General features: G+C 66.2%; 24 protein-coding genes and 1 tRNA gene. 18 read left to right on the top strand and 7 right to left on the bottom strand.

Annotated elements, in window-relative coordinates; all coding sequences use genetic code 11:
• Positions 1–275: 275 nt before the first annotated feature.
• From AC1DS6_RS27285 to AC1DS6_RS27275, 3 genes are all read left to right on the top strand, one after another.
• Positions 276–890, top strand: coding sequence for a TetR/AcrR family transcriptional regulator (locus tag AC1DS6_RS27285; RefSeq protein WP_441627524.1), 615 nt, complete (start codon positions 276–278; stop codon positions 888–890).
• Between the two features lie 49 nt (positions 891–939).
• Complete coding sequence (locus tag AC1DS6_RS27280; protein ID WP_477103538.1) at positions 940–2,166, top strand: YbfB/YjiJ family MFS transporter; 1,227 nt, start codon at positions 940–942, stop codon at positions 2,164–2,166.
• A gap of 95 nt (positions 2,167–2,261) precedes the next feature.
• Positions 2,262–3,383 (top strand): NADH:flavin oxidoreductase/NADH oxidase, encoded by a 1,122-nt coding sequence (locus tag AC1DS6_RS27275; RefSeq protein WP_441627520.1) that lies wholly within the window; start codon positions 2,262–2,264, stop codon positions 3,381–3,383.
• Positions 3,384–3,453: 70 nt separating this feature from the next.
• Here AC1DS6_RS27275 and AC1DS6_RS27270 read toward each other — a convergent pair whose 3' ends face one another.
• A complete protein-coding gene (locus AC1DS6_RS27270; RefSeq protein WP_477103537.1) occupies positions 3,454–4,437 on the bottom strand; it encodes a Bug family tripartite tricarboxylate transporter substrate binding protein in 984 nt (327 codons plus the stop codon).
• An 82-nt stretch (positions 4,438–4,519) separates the two neighbouring features.
• The gene (locus AC1DS6_RS27265; RefSeq protein ID WP_441627516.1) at positions 4,520–5,617 is read right to left on the bottom strand and encodes a porin; all 1,098 of its coding nucleotides are present in this window, start codon (positions 5,615–5,617) and stop codon (positions 4,520–4,522) included.
• 489 nt (positions 5,618–6,106) lie between these two features.
• Between AC1DS6_RS27265 and AC1DS6_RS27260 the strand changes: the two genes are divergently transcribed.
• The 15 genes from AC1DS6_RS27260 (at position 6,107) to AC1DS6_RS27190 (ending at position 21,328) form a co-directional block, all read left to right on the top strand.
• Positions 6,107–6,988, top strand: coding sequence for an alpha/beta fold hydrolase (locus AC1DS6_RS27260; RefSeq protein ID WP_477103536.1), 882 nt, complete (start codon positions 6,107–6,109; stop codon positions 6,986–6,988).
• A gap of 271 nt (positions 6,989–7,259) precedes the next feature.
• Complete coding sequence (locus AC1DS6_RS27255; protein ID WP_441627512.1) at positions 7,260–7,565, top strand: recombinase-like helix-turn-helix domain-containing protein; 306 nt, start codon at positions 7,260–7,262, stop codon at positions 7,563–7,565.
• A gap of 119 nt (positions 7,566–7,684) precedes the next feature.
• The gene (locus tag AC1DS6_RS27250; RefSeq protein WP_441627510.1) at positions 7,685–8,752 is read left to right on the top strand and encodes a Rieske 2Fe-2S domain-containing protein; all 1,068 of its coding nucleotides are present in this window, start codon (positions 7,685–7,687) and stop codon (positions 8,750–8,752) included.
• Positions 8,745–9,515 (top strand): SDR family oxidoreductase, encoded by a 771-nt coding sequence (locus AC1DS6_RS27245; protein ID WP_477103535.1) that lies wholly within the window; start codon positions 8,745–8,747, stop codon positions 9,513–9,515. The genes AC1DS6_RS27250 and AC1DS6_RS27245 overlap by 8 nt, the downstream gene beginning before the upstream one ends.
• A 17-nt stretch (positions 9,516–9,532) precedes the next feature.
• Positions 9,533–10,069 (top strand): cupin domain-containing protein, encoded by a 537-nt coding sequence (locus AC1DS6_RS27240; protein WP_035860623.1) that lies wholly within the window; start codon positions 9,533–9,535, stop codon positions 10,067–10,069.
• Positions 10,070–10,137: 68 nt separating this feature from the next.
• A complete protein-coding gene (locus AC1DS6_RS27235; RefSeq protein ID WP_441627505.1) occupies positions 10,138–10,968 on the top strand; it encodes an IclR family transcriptional regulator in 831 nt (276 codons plus the stop codon).
• A 5-nt stretch (positions 10,969–10,973) separates the two neighbouring features.
• Positions 10,974–11,777, top strand: a complete 804-nt coding sequence (locus AC1DS6_RS27230) for an SDR family oxidoreductase (RefSeq protein WP_477103534.1) — start codon at positions 10,974–10,976, stop codon at positions 11,775–11,777.
• Positions 11,770–13,485: a thiamine pyrophosphate-binding protein gene (locus AC1DS6_RS27225; protein ID WP_477103533.1), complete on the top strand. Its 1,716-nt coding sequence runs from the start codon at positions 11,770–11,772 to the stop codon at positions 13,483–13,485. The genes AC1DS6_RS27230 and AC1DS6_RS27225 overlap by 8 nt, the downstream gene beginning before the upstream one ends.
• A gap of 12 nt (positions 13,486–13,497) precedes the next feature.
• Positions 13,498–14,304, top strand: coding sequence for an aspartate dehydrogenase (locus AC1DS6_RS27220; RefSeq protein WP_441627501.1), 807 nt, complete (start codon positions 13,498–13,500; stop codon positions 14,302–14,304).
• Positions 14,305–14,326: 22 nt separating this feature from the next.
• Positions 14,327–15,799: an aldehyde dehydrogenase gene (locus tag AC1DS6_RS27215; RefSeq protein WP_441627499.1), complete on the top strand. Its 1,473-nt coding sequence runs from the start codon at positions 14,327–14,329 to the stop codon at positions 15,797–15,799.
• Positions 15,800–15,850: 51 nt separating this feature from the next.
• The gene (locus AC1DS6_RS27210; protein WP_477103532.1) at positions 15,851–16,840 is read left to right on the top strand and encodes a VOC family protein; all 990 of its coding nucleotides are present in this window, start codon (positions 15,851–15,853) and stop codon (positions 16,838–16,840) included.
• A gap of 97 nt (positions 16,841–16,937) precedes the next feature.
• Positions 16,938–17,894: a PDR/VanB family oxidoreductase gene (locus AC1DS6_RS27205; protein ID WP_276287907.1), complete on the top strand. Its 957-nt coding sequence runs from the start codon at positions 16,938–16,940 to the stop codon at positions 17,892–17,894.
• 300 nt (positions 17,895–18,194) lie between these two features.
• Entirely contained in the window at positions 18,195–19,490 is a 1,296-nt protein-coding gene (locus AC1DS6_RS27200) for an MFS transporter (RefSeq protein WP_441627542.1), read from the top strand.
• 255 nt (positions 19,491–19,745) lie between these two features.
• Positions 19,746–20,567, top strand: coding sequence for an IclR family transcriptional regulator (locus tag AC1DS6_RS27195; RefSeq protein WP_441627493.1), 822 nt, complete (start codon positions 19,746–19,748; stop codon positions 20,565–20,567).
• Positions 20,568–20,665: 98 nt separating this feature from the next.
• Positions 20,666–21,328 carry a hypothetical protein gene (locus AC1DS6_RS27190; RefSeq protein WP_441627491.1) on the top strand — a complete coding sequence of 221 codons (663 nt, stop codon included), beginning with the start codon at positions 20,666–20,668 and terminating at the stop codon, positions 21,326–21,328.
• 104 nt (positions 21,329–21,432) lie between these two features.
• Here AC1DS6_RS27190 and AC1DS6_RS27185 read toward each other — a convergent pair whose 3' ends face one another.
• From AC1DS6_RS27185 to AC1DS6_RS27165, 5 genes are all read right to left on the bottom strand, one after another.
• Positions 21,433–21,804: a hypothetical protein gene (locus AC1DS6_RS27185; protein WP_441627489.1), complete on the bottom strand. Its 372-nt coding sequence runs from the start codon at positions 21,802–21,804 to the stop codon at positions 21,433–21,435.
• Positions 21,805–22,112: 308 nt separating this feature from the next.
• Positions 22,113–22,187 (bottom strand) — tRNA-Val (locus AC1DS6_RS27180).
• Positions 22,188–22,304: 117 nt separating this feature from the next.
• On the bottom strand, positions 22,305–23,027 hold the full coding sequence (gene dnaQ, locus AC1DS6_RS27175) for a DNA polymerase III subunit epsilon (protein WP_441627487.1): 723 nt from the start codon (positions 23,025–23,027) through the stop codon (positions 22,305–22,307).
• A gap of 51 nt (positions 23,028–23,078) precedes the next feature.
• A complete protein-coding gene (gene rnhA / locus AC1DS6_RS27170; protein ID WP_441627540.1) occupies positions 23,079–23,516 on the bottom strand; it encodes a ribonuclease HI in 438 nt (145 codons plus the stop codon).
• 89 nt (positions 23,517–23,605) lie between these two features.
• Positions 23,606–24,397 (bottom strand): class I SAM-dependent methyltransferase, encoded by a 792-nt coding sequence (locus AC1DS6_RS27165; RefSeq protein ID WP_035860582.1) that lies wholly within the window; start codon positions 24,395–24,397, stop codon positions 23,606–23,608.

Genomic DNA, 24,397 nt, shown 5'->3' with positions numbered 1-24,397 from the left:
GCGCGCAGCGGCGGTTCGCTGTCTGTCTCGACATCCTATGCCCGTCCGGGTGGCTTTCACGACGCAATAGCCTGCCACGGCTTCGCACATGTGCCGATACCGCTATCTGGCCGCATTCCATCTTGATCATTTGATGAACGTTCCCCTGGTCCTCTAACGGTCATTCGCATTCACCTTGCGTTCTATATCGTCCGATATATAATCGCTTTTGTATCGTGCGATACAAAACGTATCCATCCAGATCCACCTTAGTCAGCCAAGCCGGAGCAGCAACCATGGCACGACCCCGCGAATTCGACGAACAACAGGTGCTGGAAGCAGCCGGAGATGCCTTCTGGGCGAACGGTTTCGAAGCCACCTCCACGCGCGATCTCGTCAAGTGCACGGGTTTGACGCAGCCCAGCCTCTACAACGCCTTTGGTGACAAGCGCGGGCTGTTCCTGCGCGCGTTGGAGCACTACCTGGAGCGCACGCTGCACGAGCGGATTGCGCGGCTGGAATCGTCGCAAACGCCCGGCCATGCCATCGCGTCCTTTTTCGGCGAGATCGTCGATCGTTCCGTTGCGGACGCGCGGCACCGCGGCTGCATGCTGGTCAATGCCGCGGTGGAGTCGACGCCCGGCGACGCCGCATGCCGCCAGGGCATCGCCGGCGAACTTGCCCAGATCCAGGCTTTCTTCCAGCGCTGCATGGAGGCGGGGCAGGCAAGCGGCGAGGTGCCGACGGTCCTCCCGGCAGCGGACGCGGGCGCGCACCTGCTGGCGGTCCTGCTGGGGGTGCGAGTGCTCGCCCGGGTCAGGCCGGAACGCGCGCTGCTCACCGGCGCCGTCAGTCCGGCGCTGAGCCTGCTCGGCCTGCCGCCGCTGCCCGTCGCGGCCAGCACGGCATGAGCCGCACGCCGGCACAGCGAACCACATATCGAATCCGCAGGAATGCATCATGTCTGAAAACACAGTCACGATCCCAAGCTCTATGGCGTCGACACTCGATGCCCGCGCACTGTTCGCCACCCTCGCCGGGTTGTGCGGCAGCCTGGTAGCCATCGGCCTCGCGCGCTTCGCCTACACGCCGCTGATTCCGCCGCTGATCCAGGCGCATTGGTTCACGTCGTCGCAGGCGGTGACGCTCGGCGCGGCGAATTTCGCCGGCTACCTGGCCGGGGCGCTGCTGGGTCGTCCCATTGCCAATGCGCTATCCAACCGCCATGCGTTGCGGCTGTTGATGCTGATCGCAACGGCCGCCTTCTTTGCCTGCGCGTACCCGTTCTCGGTGAGCTGGTTCTTTGCCTGGCGCTTCGCGTCCGGCGTTTCGGGCGGCGCCATCATGGTGCTGGTGGCGACCACGATCCTGCCGCATATCCCACCCGCCCGGCGCGGCTTTGCCAGCGGCATGATCTTCCTGGGGCTCGGACTCGGCATTGCGGCCTCGGGCACCATCATTCCCAGGTTGTTACAGCTGGGTCTGAAGGACACTTGGATCGGTCTCGGCGTGTTCGCGGCCATCCTGACCGCCGTGAGCTGGTTTGGCTGGCCGGGCTCGGCCCCCGCGGCGCCGGCACCGGCTGCCGGTAGGCAGCCGGTCGGGCGTGGGAACACGGCGTTGCGCGTGTTGTACGCCCAGTACGCCGCGAACGCGCTCGGGCTTGTGCCCGCCATGGTGCTGCTGGTGGATTATGTGGCGCGCGGGCTGGGCCGGGGTGCGGAGACCGGTGCCGGGTACTGGGTCTTGTACGGTGTCGCGGCCATCGCGGGACCTGTCCTGAGCGGCAATGTGGCCGATCGCATCGGCTTTGGCGCGGCTTATCGCATCGCGTTGCTGTTGCAGGCGATTGCCGTAGCCACGCTTGCCTTGTCCGGCAACCCGATTCTCATTGGCGTCGCCACCGTGGCCCTGGGCATTTTCACGCCCGGCATCGTGCCGCTGGTGCTCGGGCGTATCCAGGAAATGGTGCCGCACGACCATCTTGAGCAGCGCGCAGCGTGGAGCCGCGCCACCACGGCCTTTGCCTTGTTCCAGGCCCTCGCCGGCTACGGCTACTCCTACCTGTTCACGCTTTCGCACAACAACTATGCGCTGATCTTCCTGTGCGGCGCGGTGGCGCTGGCCCTGGCGCTGACCGCCGACATCCTCACGGGGCGCAAGCCGCAGCCAGTTGCCGCGTCCTGATGAAAACAGGAAGGCGTCCTAGAATGGACGGGCGCCACGCACGCCACAGACAAACGCCACAGACAAGTGCCAGGAAACAGCAAGGAGTCGTTCCCATGAGTCAAAGCCGGTTATTCCAACCCTTATCCATTGGCAATCTGCGGTTGGAAAACCGCATCGTGATTGCGCCAATGTGCCAGTACTCCGCCGAGGAGGGCTCGGCCGGCGACTGGCACATGATTCATCTCGGCCAGCTTGCGCTGTCCGGCGCCGGAATGATGATCATCGAGGCATCTGCCGTGTCGCCGGAAGGGCGCATCACGCCGGGGGATCTTGGCCTCTATTCGGATGCGAATGAGGCGGCCCTTGGCAAAGTGATCGGCGCAGCCAGGGCACACGCGCCGATTGCGCTTGCGATACAGCTTGCCCATGCGGGGCGCAAGGCATCCAGCCATGCCCCCTGGGACGGCGGCAGCCAGATACGGCCCGAACAGCCGCTGGGCTGGAAGACGGTGGCGCCATCCGCTGTGCCGCACGCGGAGGGCGAGGATGCGCCGCTGGCCCTGGATCGCGCAGGCATGGACAAGGTGCGCGACGATTTCGTCGCCGCCGCCGTTCGCGCGGCGCGTCTCGGGCTCGACGGCATCGAACTGCATTTCGCGCATGGCTACCTGCTGCATCAGTTTCTGTCGCCGCTGGCTAACAAGCGCGAGGACGAGTATGGCGGCAGCCTGGAGAACCGCATGCGTTTCCCCATCGAGGTGTTCGACGCGGTGCGTGCGGCATTTCCCGCCGACAAGCCGGTGTGGGCGCGCATCTCGGCCACCGACTGGGTGCCTGGCGGATGGGATATCGAAGGCACGGTGGCGCTGTCGAAGGCGCTCAAGGCGCGTGGCTGCGCGGCGATCCACGTGACTACCGGCGGCGTCTCGCCGGCGCAGGCCATCAAGCTGGGGCCCGGCTACCAGGTGCCCTATGCGCAGCGGGTCAAGGCTGAGGTCGGCTTGCCGACCATCGCGGTGGGGCTCATCACCGAGCCCGAGCAGGCCGAAGCCATCATCGCCAACGGGGAAGCGGATGCGGTTTCGCTGGCGCGCGCCATGCTCTACGATCCGCGCTGGCCGTGGCACGCCGCGGCCAGGCTTGGCGCGCAGGTCCATGCGCCGAAGCAGTACTGGCGTTCGCAGCCGCGCGAGTACAAGGATCTGTTTTTCGATGCCAGCTTCGGGCAACGCTAGTCACGGTGTCAGCGAAAAATCAACGAAAAACGGCCCGCCGGAAGGGGCGGGCCGTCATCACCTGTTCGCGTCAGTCAGCCTGGATGCCGAACTCCTTGACGATCTTTGCATAGCGCGTCGAATCGGACGCGATCAGCTTGCCCAGCGTGCCGGGTTCGCCGCCAACGGGCGTAACCGCGATGGTGGCCATGCGCGCGACCACGTCGGGCATCTTCAGGATGTCGTTGACGTGCGCGTTCAGCGTCTTCACCAGTTCCGGCGAAAGCCCCTTCGGCGCCAGCAGCGCCTGCCAGGCGCCGACGTCCACATCCTTGTAGCCCAGTTCGAGCAGCGTCGGCACGTTCGGTGCGAACGGCGAGCGCTTCAGGTCGGCCACGGCCAGCGGCACGATGCTGCCGGCCGTAATGTACTGGCCCACCGCGCCGAGCGTGGAGTAGGTCATCGGCACCTGGCCGCCCAGCACGTCGACCACCGCCGGCGCCGTGCCGCGATACGGCACCTGCGAGATCTTCACGCCAGCCGCCTTGTTGAACAGTTCGCCAAGAATGTGCATGGGCGAACCGTTGCCCGGGCTGGCGTAGGTTTGCAGGCTGCCGGATTTGGCGCGTGCGACCAGATCGGGCAGCTTGGTGATCCCGGAGTTCTTGTTGACGACCACGAAGAGCGACTGGATGCCGATCTGCGCAATGGGCGTGAAATCGTTGCGCACGTCGTAGGCGGCCCCGGTGCCGCTCTTGAGCACCAGCGGCGCGATGGCGACCGTGTTGGGCGCGACCAGCAAGGTATAGCCATCGGGCGCGGCCTTGGCGACGTAGGCGCTGCCGATCGTGCCAGCCGCGCCGGTGCGGTTTTCGACCACGACGGACTGGTGCAGGCGCGCTGAGAGCTTTTCCGCGAGCAGGCGAGCCAGCACGTCGGTATCGCCGCCGGCGGGGTAGGCCACGACCAGCGTAACGGGTTTGTTGGGATAGGCCTGCGCGCAGGCGGTGGCTGCCGCCATCACGGCGGCCGTGGCTGCGAGGGCAGCAAACAGGTTGCGGGTTGCAAACTTCATGATGAGACGCCTCTAGGTAGACTTCGCGCCGGATGGGACGATTCGTACCATCCGGCTTGCGCCGCATGGCGGCGCGCGGGCTTTAGAACGTGTGCTTGATGCCGATCATCGTGCCCAGCTGGTTGCCGCCGGGCTTGGGGTTGGAGCCCGTCTGGGCGCCGCTGACCGACTGGGCGAGCTGGCCGCCGTTGTCGATGAAGCCGGCCGTGGCATACACGGAGGTGCGCTTGGAGAAGGCGTAGGTACCACGCAGCGCGTACAGCATCGCTTTGTTGTCGCTGTTGTGAAACTTGAGGTAGTAGACCTGGCCGGCCAGCGTGAACGCGGGCGTGATGTCATACGCCAGGCCGGCGTACCAGAGGTCGCTGCGCGGCGTCGGGCTGCCATCGTTGTCGCGGCGGATCACGCCCAGGCCCATCTTGGTCTTGGACAGCAGCACATAGCCGTTGAGCGAGAGCCGGTCGTCCGACTGGTTGCTCCTGGACAGGCCGCCGAATGCTCCGGGTCCGCCGCGCAGCGAGTCATAGGCCGCTGCCACGCCCCACCACTTGTTGTCGTATTGGAGCAATGCCGACCATTCGCGGCAAGCCTTTGAGTCGGCCGGGTTTTCGCCTGCGCAATTGGTGCCGGCCGGGCTCGGGCCCGCATTCACCGTATCGCGGCCAAAGCTGTAGGTGGCGCCCAGCGTGAAACCGCCAAACGTGCCCTTGTAGGAAACGGCGTTGTCGGCGCGCGCGTTCGGCAGATAGCTGTCGAGGGAGCCCGAGCCGTACACGTTGGGGCCGAGGATGTCCGGGTCCAATGTGGCCCAGAACAGCATGGTGTACTGGCGGCCCAGGGCCACCTGGCCCCAGGGGCCGGAGAGGCCCACCAAGGCTTGCCTGCCGAACAGCCGGCCGCCCTGGTTGGATGTGCCGGAGTCAGGCGCGAAACCGGATTCGAGCACGAACAGGCTCTTGAGGCCGCCGCCCAGGTCCTCCGTGCCGCGGATGCCCCAACGTGACGGCACCGTCCCGGTCAGGGTGTTCATGCGGAACACGTTGTCCTTTGCCGCGCCAATATTGTTCACGTACTCGACGCCGGTATCGACCACGCCGTACAGCGTCACCGTCGATTGGGCCGAGGCCAGCAGGGGTACCGTGGCTGCAAGCGCAGCCAGCGCAATCCGTCCAAGTTTCATTGATCGATTCCTCTTCCTTGTCCACCGTATTGTTTCGTTGGCGTCGCCATGCTTCGCCAGACCATTACCCGGTCCGGATGGGTGCATCTCTGGTTGTGCACGTTCCGGCTTTTTGTTTTATATGTGAAACATCAGATTACATAAGAAACAACGAGCAAAATATAGCCGTTCGTTTCCGGAAAAACATGGGCGGGAAATCCCTAGTGATGTGGAGACGCGACGAGATAGCGCCGCATAAGCGGCATCCGCGGCACAGCGGTGCACAAGAACGGTGCGATGGTTCGGTAGGGCAAGACTCCGCCGCGCGCCACGAACCGCACGGCCGCTGGGACCGGCGATAGCCGGCGTGCCGGGGCATGTCCGCCTGCACCAAAACGTGACAGCGCCTCGGTTTACGGAAGTTTTTTTGCGAGGGGTTAACCCTGATCAATTTCCGGCAGCAGGCGGTCTATATTTCCTAGGTTTTATTCGCAAACTACGGTTTCATATATGGAACAAAATGACCCATCCCAGGCAATCCAGCCTGCGGCAGCGCTGCTGCGGGCGCTCGACACCGGCTTTACGGAGCGGCGAGTGGCTACCGGCAGCGACGGCGCGCAAATCGCTTACCGTCGCGGCGGAAGCCACGGGCCGGTCGTGGTGCTGTTGCATGGCATCAGTTCCGGCGCGGCTTCCTGGTTGCCATGCGCGAGCCTGCTGGCGGCCGATGCCCGTGTGATTGCGTGGGATGCACCCGGTTATGGCAATTCGCAAGCGTTGCAAACCGCTGCGCCCACGGCAGCCGACTACGCCCGGAGCCTGGCGGGGCTGCTGCGCGCACTGGACGTGCGGCCCGATGTGATCGTCGGCCATTCGCTCGGCGCGTTGATGGCGGCCGCCTACGTGGCGCAAGCCGGCCCGGCGCAGCTTCCCGGACAACTGCTGCTGCTCAGCCCGGCCCAGGGCTACGGCGGCCCCGGCAAGGCTGAAAAGGCAAAAGAGGTGGCCCGCCAGCGGCTCGACGCACTTGCGGCAGTCGGGGTGGAGGGCCTGGCCGAGCGTGGTCCGGGCCGCCTGCTGAGCGCCGCGGCCGACGCCGATGCGCAGGCCTGGGTGCGCTGGAATATGCGCCGCCTGGACCCGGACGGCTACCGGCAAGCCGTGGCGATGCTGTGCGGAGACGATATCGGCGACTACCTTGCGCGCCGGGACCCGGGCGTCAGTGCGCGGGTCGGCTGTGGTGCACTGGATATCGTGACGCCGCCGCCAGGATGCGCGGCGCTGGCGGAAAGCTTCGCCCTGCCGTTCGAACTGGTGCCCGATGCCGGTCATGCCTGCTATGTGGAGCAGGCAGGCTCTGTCGCCCGCTGGATTCGCAGCGCGCTCGCCTGACACGTCCACCGGGCGCGGAAACGGCTGCGCGCAGCCGCGCCGCGCCCTTCCGCACCGTTTTTCCCAGCCCGCTTCCGGCGTGCTTCCGGCCGGTCCCCGGCCCCGTGCCCAGTCCCAAGTGGCATCGGCTTATCTCCAGGGTAAACCCCACTCTATTTTTAAAGTTTCGTTGCCTATAGTGGTGTCTGTGTTCAATATTTAAATCAGCGTTTTATAGGTGGAACAAAACGCTAGATCAGCGGACTGGCAACAAGGTCAAAGGAGCAGCGCAATGGAGAACCTCGCATACAACCCGAACCTGGCGCCCTGGGAGCGTCCGGCGCCGAACAATGTCGCCGGCAAGGGCCACATCGAGCAGCCCGGCAAGGTGGCCAATATCGTGTGGCAGACCCGCGCCGCCGCCCCCACCGCTTATGAAGACGCGCTCGGCGATGCCTTGGAGGCCGCATTCGAGGGCGGTGCCAGGAGCCCGGCGGACATCGTGCGAGCGTTCAACGACGCTGGCCTGCTGGGCGCGGATGGCCTGGCCTGGACCGAAGAGCGCTTCCTCGCCGAAATGCGCCGTCTGGGCGCCTGAGAGGCTGAAGCCAAGAGGCAGTTCAAGAACATCAACGCGATTGCGTCATGACGGGCGGCGAAACAAGGCATGCCCTTCCGAGATAGCGATCCGATCCGGTACCCGCAAGAGAGCAAACAATGGAATCGAACAAGCAAGCGCGTGCTGAGGCGCGCCTGAACGCCGGCCTGCATAACTACTGGTATCCGGTATCGGCCGCGTGGGCGGTCACGCATGCACCGATCGGCATTACGCGCCTGGGCCAGGACATCGTGCTGTGGCGCGACGGCGCCGGCCAAGTGCACGCGCTGGAAGACCGCTGCCCGCACCGCGGCGCGCGCCTGTCGATGGGCTGGAACCTCGGCGACCGCGTGGCCTGCTGGTACCACGGCGTGGAAGTCGGCGGCGACGGCCAGGTCAAGAGCGTGCCGGCCGTGGACAACTGCCCGCTCGAAGGCAAGACCTGCGTGCGCAGCTACCCCGTGCGGGAAAAGGCCGGCGCCATCTTCCTGTGGTTCGGCGAGCGCGCTCCGGTGGAAGGCGAGGGCGGTGCCGATGCGCTGCGCCTGCCGGAAGAACTGGAGAGCGACGAGCACAGCAACTTCCTGTGCGTGGCGCACTGGGACTGCAACTACCGCTACGCCATCGACAACGTCATGGACCCGATGCACGGCGCCTACCTGCATGCGGTGTCGCACTCGATGGCCTCGGGTGAAAAGCAGGCCGTGATGGCCGTGCGCGAAACCGATACCGGCCTGGTATTCGAGAAGACCGGCCAGCGCGGCGTGAACTTCGACTGGGTGGAATTCGGCGAGACCGGCACCCTGTGGCTGCGCCTGGCGATTCCCTACCGCGCCAAGGTGGGCCCCGGCGGCCCGTTCGGCATCGTCGGCATCGCCACGCCGGTCGACGAGGAGCACTGCATGGTGTTCTTCTGGCGTACCCGCCACGTGCAGGGCTGGGAGCGCGATGTCTGGCGCTTCCTGTACCGCAACCGCCTGGAAGGCTTGCACTGGGACGTGCTGGAGCAGGACCGCGTGGTGCTGGAGATGATGGCGCCGAACGCGCGCGAACATGAAACGCTGTACCAGCATGATGTGGGCATCACGCGCGTGCGCCGCCTGCTGCGCCGCCGTGCCGACCAGGAAGTCGCCGACGAGCCGGTCGCCATGCTGAAGCCCGTGGGCGGGGTGGCGAGCCATGCCTGAGATCGACCGCAACAAGCTGCTGGCCGGCCGCCGCGTGCTGGTGACCGGCGCGGCGCGCGGGCTGGGCCTGGCCTTTGCCACCGCGATCGCCGAAGCCGGCGCCGCCGTCGCGATGGCCGACATCCTCGCCGATCGCTTGCACGAGGAAGCCGCCGCGTTGCAGGCCCGTGGCCTGACGGCGCTGCCGCTCGCGCTTGACCTCGGCAACCCCGAATCGGTGACGGCCTGCGCCGCCGCCGCCGTGGCCGGGCTTGGCGGCCTGGACGGGCTCGTCAACAACGCCGCGGTCACCGACTCCGGCGGCCGCGACGCCAGTGCCATCGACATCGCCACCTGGGACCGCGTGATGAACATCAACGTGCGCGGCACCTGGTTGATGACCACGGCCTGCCTGCCGGCACTGCGCGCCTCGCGCCGCGGCGCCATCGTCAACCTCGCGTCGGACACGCCGCTGTGGGGCGCGCCCAACCTGCTGGCTTACGTGGCCAGCAAGAGCGCCATCATCGGCATGACCCGTTCGCTGGCGCGCGAGCTGGGCGACGACCAGGTCACTGTCAATGCCATCGCACCGGGGCTGACCATGGCGGAGGCGACGGAATACGTGCCCCAGAAGAGGCGCGACCTGTATCGCGAGCAACGCGCGATTTCCCGCGAGCAGCTACCCGAGGATGTTTCCGGGGCCGTGCTGTTCGCACTATCCGATCTGTCCCGCTTCGTGACGGGCCAGACGCTGGCCGTCAACGGCGGCTTCGTCATGCACTGAGTCAACAAGGAATCCAAATGAGCGATCTTTCCCAACAAGACAACATCAAGCGTTCCTGGGAGCAGCCGTCCGGCGCTTCCTTCGACCAGTGGATGGAGACCCGCGTCGCGCGCTTCTCCACCCGCCGCTACGACTGGGACGCTCTCAAGTTCCAGGCTGACTACGATCCCAAGTACCGCCGTGCGCAGATGCGTTACCTCGGCACCGGCGGCACCGGCGTGGCCACCGACACCAATACCGTGCCGTCCGAGAATTTCACCTTCTCGACCATGATCATCCCGGCCGGCCACGAAGGCCCGTCGCACCTGCACACGGATGTGGAAGAAGTCTTCTTCGTCATGCGCGGCAAGATCAAGCTGATCCTGGAAAAGGACGGCGAGCGTTACGAAACCATCCTGACCGACCGCGACCTGGTCTCGGTGCCCCCCGGCGTGTACCGCGAGGAAATCAACATCGGCGAGGAAGACGCGCTGATGTGCGTGATGCTCGGCGCCAAGAAGCCGATCACGCCGACGTACCCGCCCGAGCATCCGCTCACCAAGGTCAAGCGCTGAAAGGCGAAAAACCGGCGCGCCAAAGCAACCGCGGCCGTGCGCCGGACCCAGTGGAACACGAACCTCTCATGACTCAAGAACGCCTTCCGGAAGACAGCCAGGACAAGTACATCGTGCCCGGACTGGAACGCGGCCTGCGCCTGCTGGCCGAGTTCAGCCGCCGCGACCGTACCTTGTCGGCGGCCGACCTGGCGCGCCGGCTCAAGGTGCCCCGCTCCACGGTGTTCCGGCTGCTGGCCACGCTGGAGATGATGGGTTTTGTCGAACGCACCGACGGCGGCCGCGACTACCGCCTCGGCATGGCGGTGCTGCGCCTGGGCTTCGAGTACCTGGCTTCGCTGGAACTCACCGAGTTGGGACGCCCGCTGCTGGATCGCCTGCGCGACGACATCCGTTACCCGTGCAACCTGGTGGTGCGCGACGGCCGCTCGATTGTCTACGTGGCCAAGTCGGTGGCGCCCACGCCGTTCAGCAGTTCCGTCACCGTGGGGACTCGCCTGCCGGCGCACGCCACCGTGCTCGGACGCGTGCTGCTCGAAGACCTGACGCTGGCTGAGCTGCGCCAGCTCTATCCGGAGCCGCGCCTGGAAGCGTTCTCGCCCAGCACGCCGGCCACGGTCGAGGAACTGTTCGAGATGGTGCAGCGCGACCGCGAGCGTGGCGTGGTGCTGCAGGAAGCGTTCTTCGAGGCCAGCATCTCGACCATCGCGGCACCGGTGCGGGATCGTACCTGCAAGGTGGTGGCGGCGCTGGGCGTGACCATCCCGGCCTCGCGCATCGATCCGGAGCAACTGGACATGATGGAAGACAAAGTCAGAGACACCGCGGGCGAGCTGTCCCGCCTGCTGGACTACCGGCCGCGTGAGCACGGCAAGGTGGTCAACCTGTATCGGGAGTGAGGACGATGTCCATGATTGAACTCGACGGCAAGGTTGCCGTCGTCACGGGTGGATCCTCGGGCATCGGCCTGGCCACCGTCGAACAACTGCTGGAAGCGCGCGCCGCCGTGGCGCTGTGCGGTCGCAACGAAGCGCGGCTGCGCGAAGCGGAAAGCCAACTGCGCGCACGCTTCCCCGATGCCCGCCTGTACGCCGCCGCCTGCGACGTGCTGGATCCCGCGCAGGTAGCCGCCTTTGCCGCCGCCAGCGAGGCCGCGCTCGGCCCGGCCGACATGCTGGTCAATAACGCAGGGCAAGGCCGCGTTTCCACGTTCGCGAACACCGAGGACGCTGCATGGCTCGAAGAGCTGCAACTCAAGTTCTTCTCGGTGATCCATGCCACGCGCGCGTTCCTTGCCCAGCTGGAGCGCTCGGACAGCGCGGCCATCGTCTGCGTGAACTCGCTGCTGGCCGTGCAGCCGGAGCTGCATATGGTGGCGACGTCCGCGGCGCGTGCCGGCGTGCATAACCTGGTGCGCTCGCTGGCAACCGAATTCGCCCCCAAGGGCATCCGCGTCAACGGCATCCTGCTCGGCCTGGTCGAGTCGGGCCAGTGGCGCCGGCGCTTCGAAGCGCGCCCGGAATCCGAGCGCGATCTCGACTGGGCCGCGTGGACCGCGCGCCTGGCGCAGCAAAAGCATATTCAACTTGGCCGTCTTGGCCTGCCGCAGGAAGCTGCGCGCGCGATCCTGTTCCTTGCCTCGCCGTTGTCTTCGTACACCACGGGCAGCCACATCGATATTTCCGGAGGACTTTCCCGTCATGCGTAACGAACAGCAACAAGTCACGGTGGGCTACGCCATCGCCGCCTTCCTCGAACAATGCGGCGTCAAGGCTGCGTTCGGCGTCATCTCGATCCACAACATGCCCATCCTCGACGCGATGGGCGAGCGCGGCAAGATCCGCTTCGTCCCCGCGCGCGGCGAAGCGGGCGGCACCAATATGGCCGACGCCTGTGCCCGCACCACGGGTGGCCTGGGTGTGTGCCTGACCAGCACCGGCACCGCTGCCGGCAATGCTGCCGGCGCCATGGTGGAAGCGCTCACAGCCGGCACGCCGCTGCTGCACCTGACCGGCCAGATCGAAACGCCGTACTTGGACCAGAGCCTGGCTTACATCCACGAAGCACCGGACCAGCTCACCATGCTGAAGGCCATCTCGAAGGCCGCGTTCCGCATCCGCAGCGCGGATACCGCGCTCAGCACGATCAAGCTCGCCGTGCAGACCGCGCTGACCGCGCCGAGCGGTCCCGTCAGCGTGGAAATCCCCATCGACATCCAGGCCGCGCTGATCCCGATGCCGACCGACCTGCGCCCGCTGGCCGTGCCCACGCATGTGCCCTCGGCCCATGCGCTGGACGAACTGGCCGAGCGCCTGTCCCAGGCCAAGCGCCCGCTGCTGTGGCTGGGCGGCGGCGCGCGCCACGCCGGCGCGCAGGTCAAGCGCCTGCTGGCGCTGGGCTTCGGTGTGGTCACGAGCACGCAGGGTCGCGGCATCGTGGCGGAAGACGATCCGCGTTCGCTTGGCGCCTTCAACCTGCACAAGCCGGTGGAACAGTTCTATCAAAGCTGCGACGCCATGCTGGTGGTGGGCTCGCGCCTGCGCGGCAATGAAACGCTGAAGTACGAACTGAAGCTGCCGCGCCCGCTGTTCCGCGTGGACGCCGATGCCTCCGCCGAAGGCCGCTGCTACCAGAGCGACTACTTCGCCAGCGGCGATGCGGCGCTGGCGCTCGACGGACTGGCCGACCGCCTGGAAGGCAAGCTGAAGGTCGATCCGAATTTCGCCGCCGACCTGCGCGCTGCGCATGAGGCCGCCATGAACGGCCTGATCGACGGCCTGGGCCCGTACTCGGCACTGGTGGAGGCGCTACAGGGCGCGGTAGGCCGCAACTTCAACTGGGTGCGCGACGTTACCGTCTCCAACAGCACCTGGGGCAACCGCCAGCTGCGCATCTTCGACTCCCGCGCCGGCGTGCATGCGCTGGGCGGCGGCATCGGCCAGGGCCTGGCGATGGGCATCGGCGCGGCAGTGGGCGCGGCGGTGACTTCATCGGGCAAGAAGACCTTCTGCCTGGCCGGCGACGGCGGCTTCATCCTGAACCTGGGCGAACTCGCCACCGCGGTGCAGGAACGCGCCGATGTGGTCTTCGTGCTGATGAACGACAAAGGCTACGGCGTGATCAAGAACATCCAGGACGCGCAGTACGGCGGCCGCCGCCACTACGTGGACCTGCATACGCCTGATTACGCGCAACTGTCGCAATCGCTGGCGCTGCGCCATCGCCGCGTCAGCAACCTGGCGGATGTCGGCGCCGCCCTGGACGAGGCGACCGCCGAACAAGGTCCGTTCCTGCTGGAGATCGACATGCTGTCCATCGGTACCTTCAAGACCGCATTCGCCGGCCCGCCGGTCAACAAGGAAGCCGACGCCGAGAAGACCGCGCGCGCGGCCGAACACAGCACCGTGACTGTCTGAGGGAGACGCAACATGCTGCACGTGTCGATGGTGGGGTGCGGAGCGATCGGGCTCGGCGTGCTCGAACTGCTCAAGAGCGATCCGGATGTCGTGTTCGACGTGGTGGTGGTGCCGGAAGCCCAGATGGACCAGGCCCGCCACGCCGTCTCCGCGCTGGCGCCGCGGGCGCGCGTCGCCACCAGCCTGAGCCAGGCCGACGGACGGCCCGACCTGCTGGTGGAATGCGCCGGTCACCATGCGCTGGAAGAGCACATCGTGCCGGCGCTGGAGCGCGGCATCGCCTGCATGGTGGTGTCGGTGGGCGCGCTGTCGGCGCCGGGCCTGGCGGAACGGCTGGAAGCGGCGGCACGGCGCGGCGGCACCCAGGTGCAGCTGCTGTCCGGCGCGATCGGCGCCATCGATGCGCTGGCGGCAGCGCGCGTGGGCGGCCTCGATGCGGTGGTCTATACCGGGCGCAAGCCGCCTGGCGCGTGGAAGGATACGCCGGCGGAAGCGCTGTTCGATCTCGATGCGCTGACCGAAGCCACGGTGATCTTCGAAGGCACCGCCCGCGAAGCGGCGCGCCTCTATCCCAAGAACGCCAATGTGGCCGCCACGCTGTCGATGGCCGGGCTCGGGCTGGATCACACGCAGGTGAGGCTGCTGGCCGATCCGGGCGTGGACGAGAACGTGCACCATGTGGAAGCGCGCGGCGCTTTCGGCGGTTTCGAGCTGACCATGCGCGGCAAGCCGCTGGCGGCCAATCCCAAGACCTCGGCGCTGACGGTGTTCAGCGTGGTGCGTGCGCTGGGCAACCGTGCCCACGCCATGTCGATTTAAGCAGCGCAGCAAGGCAATCATCATGAAGCAAGAGATTCTCCCCATCTGTATCGCAGGCCAGTGGCGCCTGGGCGGCGGCGAGCGCTACGCCACGCGCTACCCGGCCACCGGCGAAGTGGTCGCGGAACTGAACGCGGCCAGCCTGGACGACGTGGAAGAGGCCGTGCAGGGTGCGCATCGCGCGTTCCTCACCAGCGGCTGGGCCCAGCGCAAGCCGCACGAGCGCGCAGCCGTGCTGCATCGCGTGGCCGACCTGATCCGCGCGCGCGCCGAGCCCCTCGCCCAGCGCCAGCGCCTGGACAACGGCAAGCCCATCAGCGAGACGCGTGCGCTGGTCGCCAGCGCCGCGGGCACCTTCCAGTTCTTCGCCGCGGCTTGCGAGACGCTGGAGGAGACGCTCACGCCCGCGCGTGGTGACTTTCTCACCATGAGCGTGCATGAAGCCATGGGCGTGGTGGCGGCGATCACACCGTGGAACTCGCCCATCGCCAGCGAGGCGCAGAAGCTGGCGCCGGCGCTGGCAGCCGGCAACGCGGTGGTGATCAAGCCCGCCGAGATCACGCCGCTGATGGCGCTCGAACTGGCGGCCATCTGCGAAGAAGCCGGCGTGCCCAAGGGCCTCATCAGCGTGCTGCCCGGCAAGGGCTCGGTGATCGGCGACGCCATTACCAAGCACCCGCTGGTGCGCCGCGTGTCATTCACGGGCGGCACCACCACGGGACGCCATATCGCGCATATCGCCGCCGACAAGATGATGCCGGTGTCGCTGGAACTGGGCGGCAAGTCGCCGACGATGGTGTTCGAGGACGCGGACCTGGATCATGCCGTCAACGGTGTGCTGTACGGCATCTTCAGTTCCTCGGGCGAATCGTGCATCGCGGGCTCGCGCCTGTTCGTGGCACGTTCCTTGTATGAGCCTTTCATGGACCGCCTGGCCGAGGGCGCGGCGCGCCTGCGCGTGGGCGATCCGGCCGACGAGCGCACCCAGATGGGGCCGCTGATCAGCGACCGCCACCGCGACTCGATCGAATCGTATGTGGCGCTGGGCGTATCCGAAGGCGGCCAGTTGCGCACGGGTGGCATCCGCCCGGCGGTGGCGGGCTGCGAGAACGGCTACTTCTACACGCCCACCATCATCGAAGGGCTGGATAACAGCGCCCGCGTGTGCCAGGAGGAAATCTTCGGGCCGGTGCTGGTGGCGATGGCCTTCGACGACGAGGACGACCTGATCGCGCAGGCCAACGACAGCGTGTACGCGCTGGCGGCCGGTGTGTGGACGCGCGACTACAAGCGTGCATGGCGCTTTGCGCGCGCGGTGCAGGCGGGCAACGTGTGGATCAATACGTACAAGCAGTTCTCGATCTCGACGCCGTTTGGCGGCTGGCGCGACAGCGGCCTGGGCCGGGAGAAGGGGAGGCTGGGCATCCTGCAGTACATGGAGCAGAAGAGCGTGTACTGGGGCATGCATGAACAACCGCTGCCGTGGGCTAACTAAGTGAGCACGACGAAATTGGACGCTGCACAAGCGACACAGCAGGAGAGGGTAATGAACACGATTCTGGGCATCGACGAAATCGTCTACGGTGCCGACGACCTGGACGCCTGCCGGCGCTTCTTCGCCGACTGGGGCCTCACGCTGGTGCGCGAGGACGAGGGCGGGCTGGATTTCGAGACGCTGAACGGCTGCCGCGTGCTGGTGCGCCGCACCGACGACCCCGCGCTGCCGGTGGCGATGGAAGACGGCCCGACGCTGCGCGAAGTGGTGTGGGGCGTGGACACGCAGGCCGCGCTGGACAAGATCTCGGATGCCATTCGCGCCGAGCCAGGCTTTGTCAGCTCGGGAGAGCACGGTATGCAGGGCGAGCAAGGCGAGCGCGTGGGCTGCACCGATCCCAACGGCCTGGCCGTGCGCTTCCAGCTGACCCGCAAGCGCGACGTCGAGGTCGAATGCGCCACGATGAACACCTGGAACGACAAGCCGCGCCTGAACCAGCGCAGCCCGATCTACGAGCGTGCCACGCCGATCGAGGTGGGGCACGTGGTGTTCTTCGTCAAGGACGTGGCGGCGACCGAGCGCTTCTACACCGAGAAGCTGGGCTTCGTGCCGTCGGACCACTATCCCGGCCGTGGCGCCTTCCTGCGCTGCGCGCCGGACGGCGGCCACCACGACCTGTTCCTGCTGCAGTTGCCGCAGGCCAAGAGCGGCCTGAACCACGTGGCCTTCACCGTGCGCGATATCCATGAAGTATTCGGCGGCGGCCTGCATGTGTCGCGCAGCGGCTGGGACACGCAGCTCGGCCCGGGCCGGCATCCGATTTCCTCGGCTTACTTTTGGTACTTCAAGAATCCGGCCGGCGGCCTGATCGAGTACTACGCGGACGAGGACCAGCTGGACGCCGGATGGGAGCCGCGCGATTTCGAACCGGGTCCCACCATGTTCGCGGAATGGGCGGTGGAAGGCGGCCTGGACGGTAATACCCGCCGGCAGAAGAACGCGGGCGGCCCGCAGGGCAAGTTCCTGACCGAGAAGCGCTGAATACGGTGTGGCAGGCAGCGTAGCAATACAGGCAGCAAGGCGATACGAAGCAATACGAAGCGACACATAGCGATACAAAGCAACACAAGGAAGTGCCATGAGTACCAGCCAATCCCTTACCCTGCGCGTGCAGGCCATGCGCTTCGAAGCGCGCGGCATTGTCAGCGTGGAGTTGCGCGACCCGGAAGGGCGCGAGTTGCCGGCGTACGCGCCCGGCGCGCATATCGACCTGCATCTGGGCAATGGCCTGGTGCGCAGCTACTCGCTGTGCGGCGCGCCGGAAGTGCGCGACCGCTACGTGGTGGGGGTGTTGCTCGACCGCGCCAGCCGCGGCGGCTCGCGCTATGTGCACGAGCAACTGCGCGTGGGCAGCACGCTTGCCGTGGCGGTGCCCCGCAACCACTTCGCGCTGGAAGAGGGCGCGGCCCACACGGTGCTGGTGGCGGGCGGGATCGGTGTGACGCCCATCGTCTGCATGGCGCGGCGGCTGCATGAACTGGGGCGCTCCTTCACACTGCTCTACTGCGCGCGGTCTCGCGCGGAAGCGGCTTTCGCGGACGAGCTGGCCGCCTATGGCGACGCGGTGCGCATGCACTTCGACGACGAGGCGGGCAGCCCGCCGGACCTGTCCGCGCTGCTGGCGGGGCAAGCGGCCAGCACGCACTTCTACTGCTGCGGCCCCGGCCCGATGCTGAATGCCTTCGAAGCCGCCTGCGCCGGACACGGCTATGCCGAAGTGCATATCGAACGCTTTGCGGCAGACCCGTCGGTGGCGGCCGTGCAGGAAGGCGAGTACACCGTGGCGCTGGCAAGCACGGGCAGCGAGCTGAAAGTGCCGGCAGGCAAGTCCTTGCTGGATGCCTTGCTCGAAGCGGGCATCGCCGTCGAGCACAGCTGCAAGGAAGGCGTGTGCGGCTCGTGTGAAACGCGCGTGCTGGAAGGCATTCCAGAACACCGCGACGGCGTGCTCAGCAAGAGCGAACGCGAATCGAACCAGACCATGATGGTGTGCGTGTCGGGTTGCAAGGGCAAGCGCCTGGTGCTGGACCTCTGAGCGACCTCCAAGCGCTACCGCGCGCCGCATCGGATGCGGCGGCGGCGGTGGTGGCCAGCGCGGGGTAAATCCCGCGATGCGCCAGCGCGAGGCGGCTGCGTGCCTCGGATACTTTTGAAGAGAAACACCGTGTTGATCCAGAGACAAGAGGCCCCGTTCGCCGATGCGAACGCCGAGGGCGTGGCGACCCCATCCAGCAACATCGCGGCAGACGGCGGCGCGAATCGCGCGGCCGGCGCGCCGGCCACGGCCACGCGCGGCGAGATCATCGCGCGTATCGAGCGGCTGCCCAGCAACGGCATGCATGTCCGGGCCCGGTTGCTGATCGGCCTGGCCACGTTCTTCGACGGCTTTGATGTGATCGCGATTGCGGCCACGCTGCCGCTGCTGATCTCGATGTGGTCGCTCACGCCGGCCCAGGTCGGCTTCCTGATCGCGGCGCCGTCGGTGGGGCAACTGATTGGCGCGCTGCTGTTCCCCTATCTCGCCGAGCGCTTTGGCCGGCTGCATTCGATTGGCTGGAGCGCCGGCATCATCGGGCTGATGAGCATTGCCTGCGGCTTCGCGCCATCATTCGAAATCTTCGCCTTGCTGCGCATCGTGCAGGGCCTTGGGCTTGGCGGCGAATTGCCGGTGGCCGCCACCTATATCAACGAGGTCACGCGCGCGCACGGGCGCGGGCGCTTCGTGCTGCTGTACGAGGTGGTGTTCCCGATCGGCCTGCTGATCTCCAATGCCGTAGGCGCGTGGCTGGTGCCGAAGTTCGGCTGGACCGTCATGTACTTCATCGGCGGCGCCCCTGTCATTCTCTTCTTCATCCTGCGCCGGGCCATTCCGGAGTCGCCGCGCTGGCTGGCGGAGAAGGGCCGGTTGGAGGAAGCCGACCGCGCGCTGCAGGCCTTCGAGGCGCGCGCCAAGGGGCCGCTGGCGCCGCTGGGCGATGTGTCCGCCTACGATGCGATGACCCACAAGCACCCGCGCCGCAGCGTGAAGGACCTGCTGGGCAAGGCCTATATCGGGCGCACGCTGGCGGTGTGGATGCTGTGGGCCACCTGTGGCTTTATCCAGTATGGGTTATCGACCTGGCTGCCGACGATCTACAAGACCGTGTATCACGCGCCGCTGCAACTGGCGCTGAATCTCGCCGCCGGCGCATCAGTGCTGGGCGTGGTGGGCTCGCTGGTCTGCGCGATGATCGTCGACAAGGTGGGCCGCAAGCCGGTGATCAACGTCTCGTTTGTCCTGTGCGCGTTGTCGCTTGCGCTGGCCGGCGTGTTCCATGCGGAGTCGGTGTATGTGGTGGCAGGCCTGTGCGCGCTGGCCCTTGGCTTCCTGGCCAGCGGCTTTATCACGGCCTACGTGTACACGCCGGAACTGTATCCCACCAGCATTCGCGCGATGGGCTGCGGTTTCGGGGGCGCCTGGCTGAAACTGGCGGCGATCTTCGCGCCGACGCTGGTCGCCAATACGATCGGCACGGGCAACCTCAGCAGCGCGTTCTATGCGCTCGCGCTGGTGCCGTTCCTGGCCGCGCTGACGATTCACTTCCTTGGCATCGAAACCAAGGGCAAGGTCCTCGAGCAACTCGAGGCCTGAAGCGAGCGGTGCGAGGCCGCGGGCGCTCGGCACGCCAGCGAATGCGCGGCCTGGCTGCGGGAATACCTGAAGGGCTAGGGTCCGCGCACCGGTCTGGTGATTGAAGTGCTGGAGGATCGACGCCGGGCGTGTTATATCGGTCAGTCGCGGGATGGCGCGCCGGGGTCGGGGCGCGGGGCCCGCATCGGGCGGGGCCCGGCCCAAAGCCGGTACCATATAGCAACGCCAAAGCACTTCATTCGCAGAGATATCACCATGACAGACGCTGTCGAGCCAACCGATCTCCAGGACAAGTACATCGTGCCGGGACTTGAACGCGGCCTGCGCTTGCTGGGCGAGTTCAGCCGCAACGAGAAGACCTTGTCCGCGGCCGAACTGGCTCGCAGGCTCCAGGTCCCGCGCTCCACGGTGTTCCGCCTGCTGACCACGCTGGAGATGATGGGCTTTGTCGAGCGCACCGACGGCGGCCGCGAGTTCCGGCTCGGCATGGCGGTGCTGCGCCTCGGCTTCGATTATCTCGCTTCGCTGGAGCTGACCGAGCTGGGCCGCCCGCTGCTGGACCGGCTGCGCGACGAAATCAATTACCCCTGCAACCTCGTGGTGCGCGACGGCCGCTCCATTGTCTATGTGGCCAAGTCCGTGGCGCCCACGCCGTTCGCCAGTTCGGTCAATGTCGGCACCCGCCTGCCGGCGCACGCGACCGTGCTCGGCCGCGTGCTGCTTGAAGACCTGACATTGGAGGCGTTGCGCGAACTCTATCCCGAGCCGCAACTGGAAGTCTTCTCGGACAGCACACCCAAGACCGTGGAGGCCCTGTTCGACATGGTTCAGCGCGACCGCCAGCGCGGCTATGTGCTGCAGGAGGGTTTTTTCGAAACCAGCATCTCGACCATTGCCGCACCGGTGCGCGACCGCAGCGGCAAGGTGGTGGCGGCGCTTGGGGCTACCATCCCGGCTTCGCGGATCGATCCGGAGCGGCTGGATACCATGGTGGAGCAGGTGAGGGGGGCCGCGGCGGAGTTGTCGCGGTTGCTGGACTATCGGCCGCCGATGGGTGGCGTGGTGGCGAATTTCTAAGGTGCCGGGCGAGCGGCGCGAATTCCTGCAGGCCCATCCTGTCCCGCTGGTGGACGGGCGCGGCCAGGCAGGACGATCAGGGAACCCCGGGAAGCGAAATGGCTGAGAAGGTTGGCGGTTGGATTCTAGTGGGGAGCGAAGGCGGTTACCGCCGGCTTGCGCGATACGCAATCGAAGATGAGGGCTCGCTGAATATCCGCTTCGTCCGTGCCGGCACCGTTCAGGAAGGCGCGGGCGCCGATTCTGACCGGATCGGGCAGCCGAAAACCAGGAAGTTGTCGTATCACGCCACCGGGCAAGTCCACCTGGACCACCGGCCCGGCGAAAGCGTCTTCATGGAGCCCTTGAGCCGTATCACCGGCCTGAATCTCTTCGCGGTCTATCGTGTCCCGTCGGCAGGGCGGCTTGATGAGCATGATGAGGCCTTGGGCCCCTCGGACCTGGTGCTGGCTTGTCCTGAGCAGTCCGTCCCGACGCAGTTCCTCTTTGGGATAGGTCCTTGCACCGCGAGCGCTCCCGGCACTTGGGGGAGCATCAGATTGGAAGGCTTGTTTACGCTCAGCGTTGCAATGGCCCCAGAGGCGCCCGACTATCCTGAGCACCTGAAGATTTACTTCTCCATATTCCTGTGGAAGGGCTTGTTTGAGCAACTGCCAATCCAGGAAGATCAGGCCTGCGCGGAGTTCCACCGGAAACTGGATGCCTCGCAAGGATTGACCGTCTTTCCGGCCACGTCCGATACCGCGAAGGGCGGTGGCTGAGGCGGCGGCGCGCGTTGTTGCCGTGCTGGATATCTTCCACAGGAGGCCCTCCCGTCGCCATCCCTCTGGACCGAGGGCCTCTCTAGTGAGCCATTAGCCCTGCGTCAGCGTTTCCAGGCTATCGGCGCGGAGGCGGAGCAGGCGGCCACCTTGCCGGACCAGCTCCTGGTGGTAGTGACCTTGACTAGCTGTTCGTTGACCGGCTCGATCGGCCGTTGCCGGCGCTCGGCCAGGCTGTTGGCTACGCTGGCAAGCGCTGCCTTGCACGCCGCATCGGCCGAGCTGGATCGCACGATGAACTGCGAATAGCGATAGTTGACTATCAGGGTGAAGCCGTCTGGAACGTATTCAACCGTGTATTCGGTGTCCATGTCATACGTCGACATCTGTCGGCCAGCAGATGGCGCGGGCGTGGTCGTAGTGCATGCCGCCGATATCAGGCAGGCTACCGCTGCCAGCACCTTCTTGTATTGCACGGCATGATCTCCAAGGATTTCATTGCAGGAAGCGCGGCGCATCTTGGCTTGTGTACGAGTCTGGGGCTGGATGGTACCAAGGAATGACGGTGGAGGAATCCGGATGGCCATGGTCCCGGCGCCTTCCCGCAGTGGCCGCCGCCGCTTGGGCAATGGACGGAATCGGGGGAGTCGCAGAATCGGGCGCCCACCTGGGTTCGACGGCATCTTCAATGCAAGGTGTCGCGATGGCTTCGGCGGAAATTTTTTCACCCAAAGAAAAAAGGACTTGGGCTGTCGCCGCAAGTCCTTCATTCCTCACCGAATTTTGGTGGGTGGTACAGGGATTGAACCTGTGACCCCTGCCGTGTGAAGGCAGTGCTCTACCGCTGAGCTAACCACCCCTGCTGCTGCGTTGTTGCTGTGCTGCAGAGAAACAAGATTATGTCAGCACGCTTGTATCTTGTAAAGCCCTTTCTGGAGATTTCTGCAAAAAATCGCTTCTGGCTTTCCTGGCAGGCTCACGCGGCTTCAGCCGCGGGCGCATCTTCCTGCCACACCACCTTGCCGCCGCTCGCCTTGTCCAGTTGCTTGAGCACGGCCAGGTGCGCGGTGGTCTCTTCCTCGCTGGCCATCAGCACCGGCAGGTCCAGGCGCGAGAGGTCAGTGGATGCCACGGCGTCGCTCTGCGAGCCGCCGCCGTCAAGCATATCGATGACCAGCGAGTTCTGGCCGCGCGTCATCGCGAGGTAGACCTCGGCCAGCAGTTCCGCATCGAGCAGTGCGCCGTGCAGGGTGCGGTGCGAATTGCTGATGCCGAGGCGGTCGCACAGCGCATCGAGCGAATTGCGCTTGCCGGGGAACATCTGGCGCGCTTCGCGCAGGGTGTCGATCACATTGCCCGCGTGCTCGCGGAACGGGGGCAGCCCGACCAGCTTGAATTCCATGTCGAGGAAGCCAAGGTCGAAGGGCGCGTTGTGAATGATCAGTTCGGCGTCCTGGATGAAATCCCGGATCTCGTGTACCACTTCCGCGAACTTGGGCTTGTCGGCCAGGAATTCGACGGTGATGCCGTGCACCGCGATCGCGCCTTCGTCGATATCGCGTTCCGGGTTGACGTAGAAGTGCAGGTGCCTGCCCGTGAGGCGGCGGTTGAGCAGCTCCACGCAGCCGATTTCAATCAGGCGGTCGCCGGTGGCGGCGCTAAGGCCGGTGGTTTCGGTGTCGAGAACGATCTGTCGCATGGCGGGCATTCTAACCGGAGGGGCGGGGCAGGCGGCCGTCGGGGCCTGTCCTTAACCCTTGAGCGACTCCACGCCGCGGTTGGCGAGGGCGTCGGCGCGTTCGTTGCCCGGATGGCCGTTGTGGCCGCGCACCCAGTGCCAGGAGATATCGTGCTGCTGCGCGAGCTTGTCCATTTCCTGCCAGAGGTCGGCGTTTTTCACCGGTTTCTTGTCGGCGGTCTTCCAGCCGCGTGCCTTCCAGCCCGGCAACCATTCGCCGATGCCTTTCTGCACGTACTGGGAGTCGGTGTAGACCTTGATCCGGCACGGCCGCTTGAGCGCGCGCAGGGCTTCGATCACGGCGGTCATTTCCATGCGGTTGTTGGTGGTCAGGGGCTCGCCGCCGAACAGTTCTTTTTCGTTGCTGCCGGAGACCAGCACAGCGCCCCAGCCGCCGCGGCCAGGGTTGCCTTTGCAGGCGCCGTCAGAGTAGATGATGACGTCTTCGATTTCGTTGGGTTGCATTGCGTTGTCGCTAAGGTTGGCACGGCAATGGCGCGCGGTGCCGACCGGGGTGATTGGGTGTGCGCCGGTGGCGCTCAATGCTCGTCGCCGGGCGCCTTGCCGTGGGTGCCCGTGGGCGAGGCCACCGGCGCGGCGACGGGTGACAGTGCCGTCTTGGGACTCTTCCAGGCGGGGCCGACCAGGCGGATATTGCGCACGCGCTTGACCGCCGAAATCATATAGACTGAGCCGAAGATCGGCCACCAGCGGTCGCCGGCCTTTTCCATGAAGGCGGTGCGCTGCAGCCAGCGCTCTGTGTGGTAGGGCGGGCAATAGCAGCCAAACCGGCCGCGGATGATATCGAAACCCAGCAGTTTGAGCCAGTCCTTGATCCGCACGAAACCGATCGACTGGCTGTCGTTGGGCAGGAAAGGATCGGCGCCCAGCCGCTTGAGGCCCTGGCGCGCGCCCCACAGGCTCATGGGGTTGAAGCAGGTCACCACGACGCGGCCTTCGGGCATCAGCACGCGCGATACTTCGCGCAGCACCTCGTGGGGATCTTCCGAAAACTCCAGGATATGGGGCAGGGTGATCAGATCGATACTTTGCGTTTCGAACGGCAATTCGTCGAAGCGGCACAGCAGCTGGCGGGCGTCGGCCTGGGCGCGTGGGCCATGGGGGCCGCTGCCGGGAGCCAGCGCCAGTGCGGAGAACGGCATGCGGTTTTCGCGCAGCGTGTCAATGTGCGGCAGGCCAAGCTGCACCGCGTGGTAGCCGAAGATATCCACGACGGTCCGGTCGTACTGACCCTGCTCCCACTGGAGCATGTATTGCCCGGGAGGCGAGGCAAGCCAGTCTTCCCAATTTATAATCGGACGCTTGGACAT

It is taken from the genome of Cupriavidus sp. 05L310, assembly GCF_056398185.1.
The sequence above is the reverse complement of the archived record's forward strand: the minus strand, read 5'-3'. Positions and strand labels throughout refer to the sequence as shown.

What these genes read in the sequence shown, in the direction of transcription:
- AC1DS6_RS27285 (WP_441627524.1), top strand. Translation starts at nt 276, where the DNA reads ATGGCACGACCCCGCGAATTCGACGAACAACAGGTGCTGGAAGCAGCC.
- AC1DS6_RS27280 (WP_477103538.1), top strand. Translation starts at nt 940, where the DNA reads ATGTCTGAAAACACAGTCACGATCCCAAGCTCTATGGCGTCGACACTC.
- AC1DS6_RS27275 (WP_441627520.1), top strand. Translation starts at nt 2,262, where the DNA reads ATGAGTCAAAGCCGGTTATTCCAACCCTTATCCATTGGCAATCTGCGG.
- AC1DS6_RS27270 (WP_477103537.1), bottom strand. Translation starts at nt 4,437, where the DNA reads ATGAAGTTTGCAACCCGCAACCTGTTTGCTGCCCTCGCAGCCACGGCC.
- AC1DS6_RS27265 (WP_441627516.1), bottom strand. Translation starts at nt 5,617, where the DNA reads ATGAAACTTGGACGGATTGCGCTGGCTGCGCTTGCAGCCACGGTACCC.
- AC1DS6_RS27260 (WP_477103536.1), top strand. Translation starts at nt 6,107, where the DNA reads ATGGAACAAAATGACCCATCCCAGGCAATCCAGCCTGCGGCAGCGCTG.
- AC1DS6_RS27255 (WP_441627512.1), top strand. Translation starts at nt 7,260, where the DNA reads ATGGAGAACCTCGCATACAACCCGAACCTGGCGCCCTGGGAGCGTCCG.
- AC1DS6_RS27250 (WP_441627510.1), top strand. Translation starts at nt 7,685, where the DNA reads ATGGAATCGAACAAGCAAGCGCGTGCTGAGGCGCGCCTGAACGCCGGC.
- AC1DS6_RS27245 (WP_477103535.1), top strand. Translation starts at nt 8,745, where the DNA reads ATGCCTGAGATCGACCGCAACAAGCTGCTGGCCGGCCGCCGCGTGCTG.
- AC1DS6_RS27240 (WP_035860623.1), top strand. Translation starts at nt 9,533, where the DNA reads ATGAGCGATCTTTCCCAACAAGACAACATCAAGCGTTCCTGGGAGCAG.
- AC1DS6_RS27235 (WP_441627505.1), top strand. Translation starts at nt 10,138, where the DNA reads ATGACTCAAGAACGCCTTCCGGAAGACAGCCAGGACAAGTACATCGTG.
- AC1DS6_RS27230 (WP_477103534.1), top strand. Translation starts at nt 10,974, where the DNA reads ATGTCCATGATTGAACTCGACGGCAAGGTTGCCGTCGTCACGGGTGGA.
- AC1DS6_RS27225 (WP_477103533.1), top strand. Translation starts at nt 11,770, where the DNA reads ATGCGTAACGAACAGCAACAAGTCACGGTGGGCTACGCCATCGCCGCC.
- AC1DS6_RS27220 (WP_441627501.1), top strand. Translation starts at nt 13,498, where the DNA reads ATGCTGCACGTGTCGATGGTGGGGTGCGGAGCGATCGGGCTCGGCGTG.
- AC1DS6_RS27215 (WP_441627499.1), top strand. Translation starts at nt 14,327, where the DNA reads ATGAAGCAAGAGATTCTCCCCATCTGTATCGCAGGCCAGTGGCGCCTG.
- AC1DS6_RS27210 (WP_477103532.1), top strand. Translation starts at nt 15,851, where the DNA reads ATGAACACGATTCTGGGCATCGACGAAATCGTCTACGGTGCCGACGAC.
- AC1DS6_RS27205 (WP_276287907.1), top strand. Translation starts at nt 16,938, where the DNA reads ATGAGTACCAGCCAATCCCTTACCCTGCGCGTGCAGGCCATGCGCTTC.
- AC1DS6_RS27200 (WP_441627542.1), top strand. Translation starts at nt 18,195, where the DNA reads ATGCATGTCCGGGCCCGGTTGCTGATCGGCCTGGCCACGTTCTTCGAC.
- AC1DS6_RS27195 (WP_441627493.1), top strand. Translation starts at nt 19,746, where the DNA reads ATGACAGACGCTGTCGAGCCAACCGATCTCCAGGACAAGTACATCGTG.
- AC1DS6_RS27190 (WP_441627491.1), top strand. Translation starts at nt 20,666, where the DNA reads ATGGCTGAGAAGGTTGGCGGTTGGATTCTAGTGGGGAGCGAAGGCGGT.
- dnaQ (WP_441627487.1), bottom strand. Translation starts at nt 23,027, where the DNA reads ATGCGACAGATCGTTCTCGACACCGAAACCACCGGCCTTAGCGCCGCC.
- AC1DS6_RS27165 (WP_035860582.1), bottom strand. Translation starts at nt 24,397, where the DNA reads ATGTCCAAGCGTCCGATTATAAATTGGGAAGACTGGCTTGCCTCGCCT.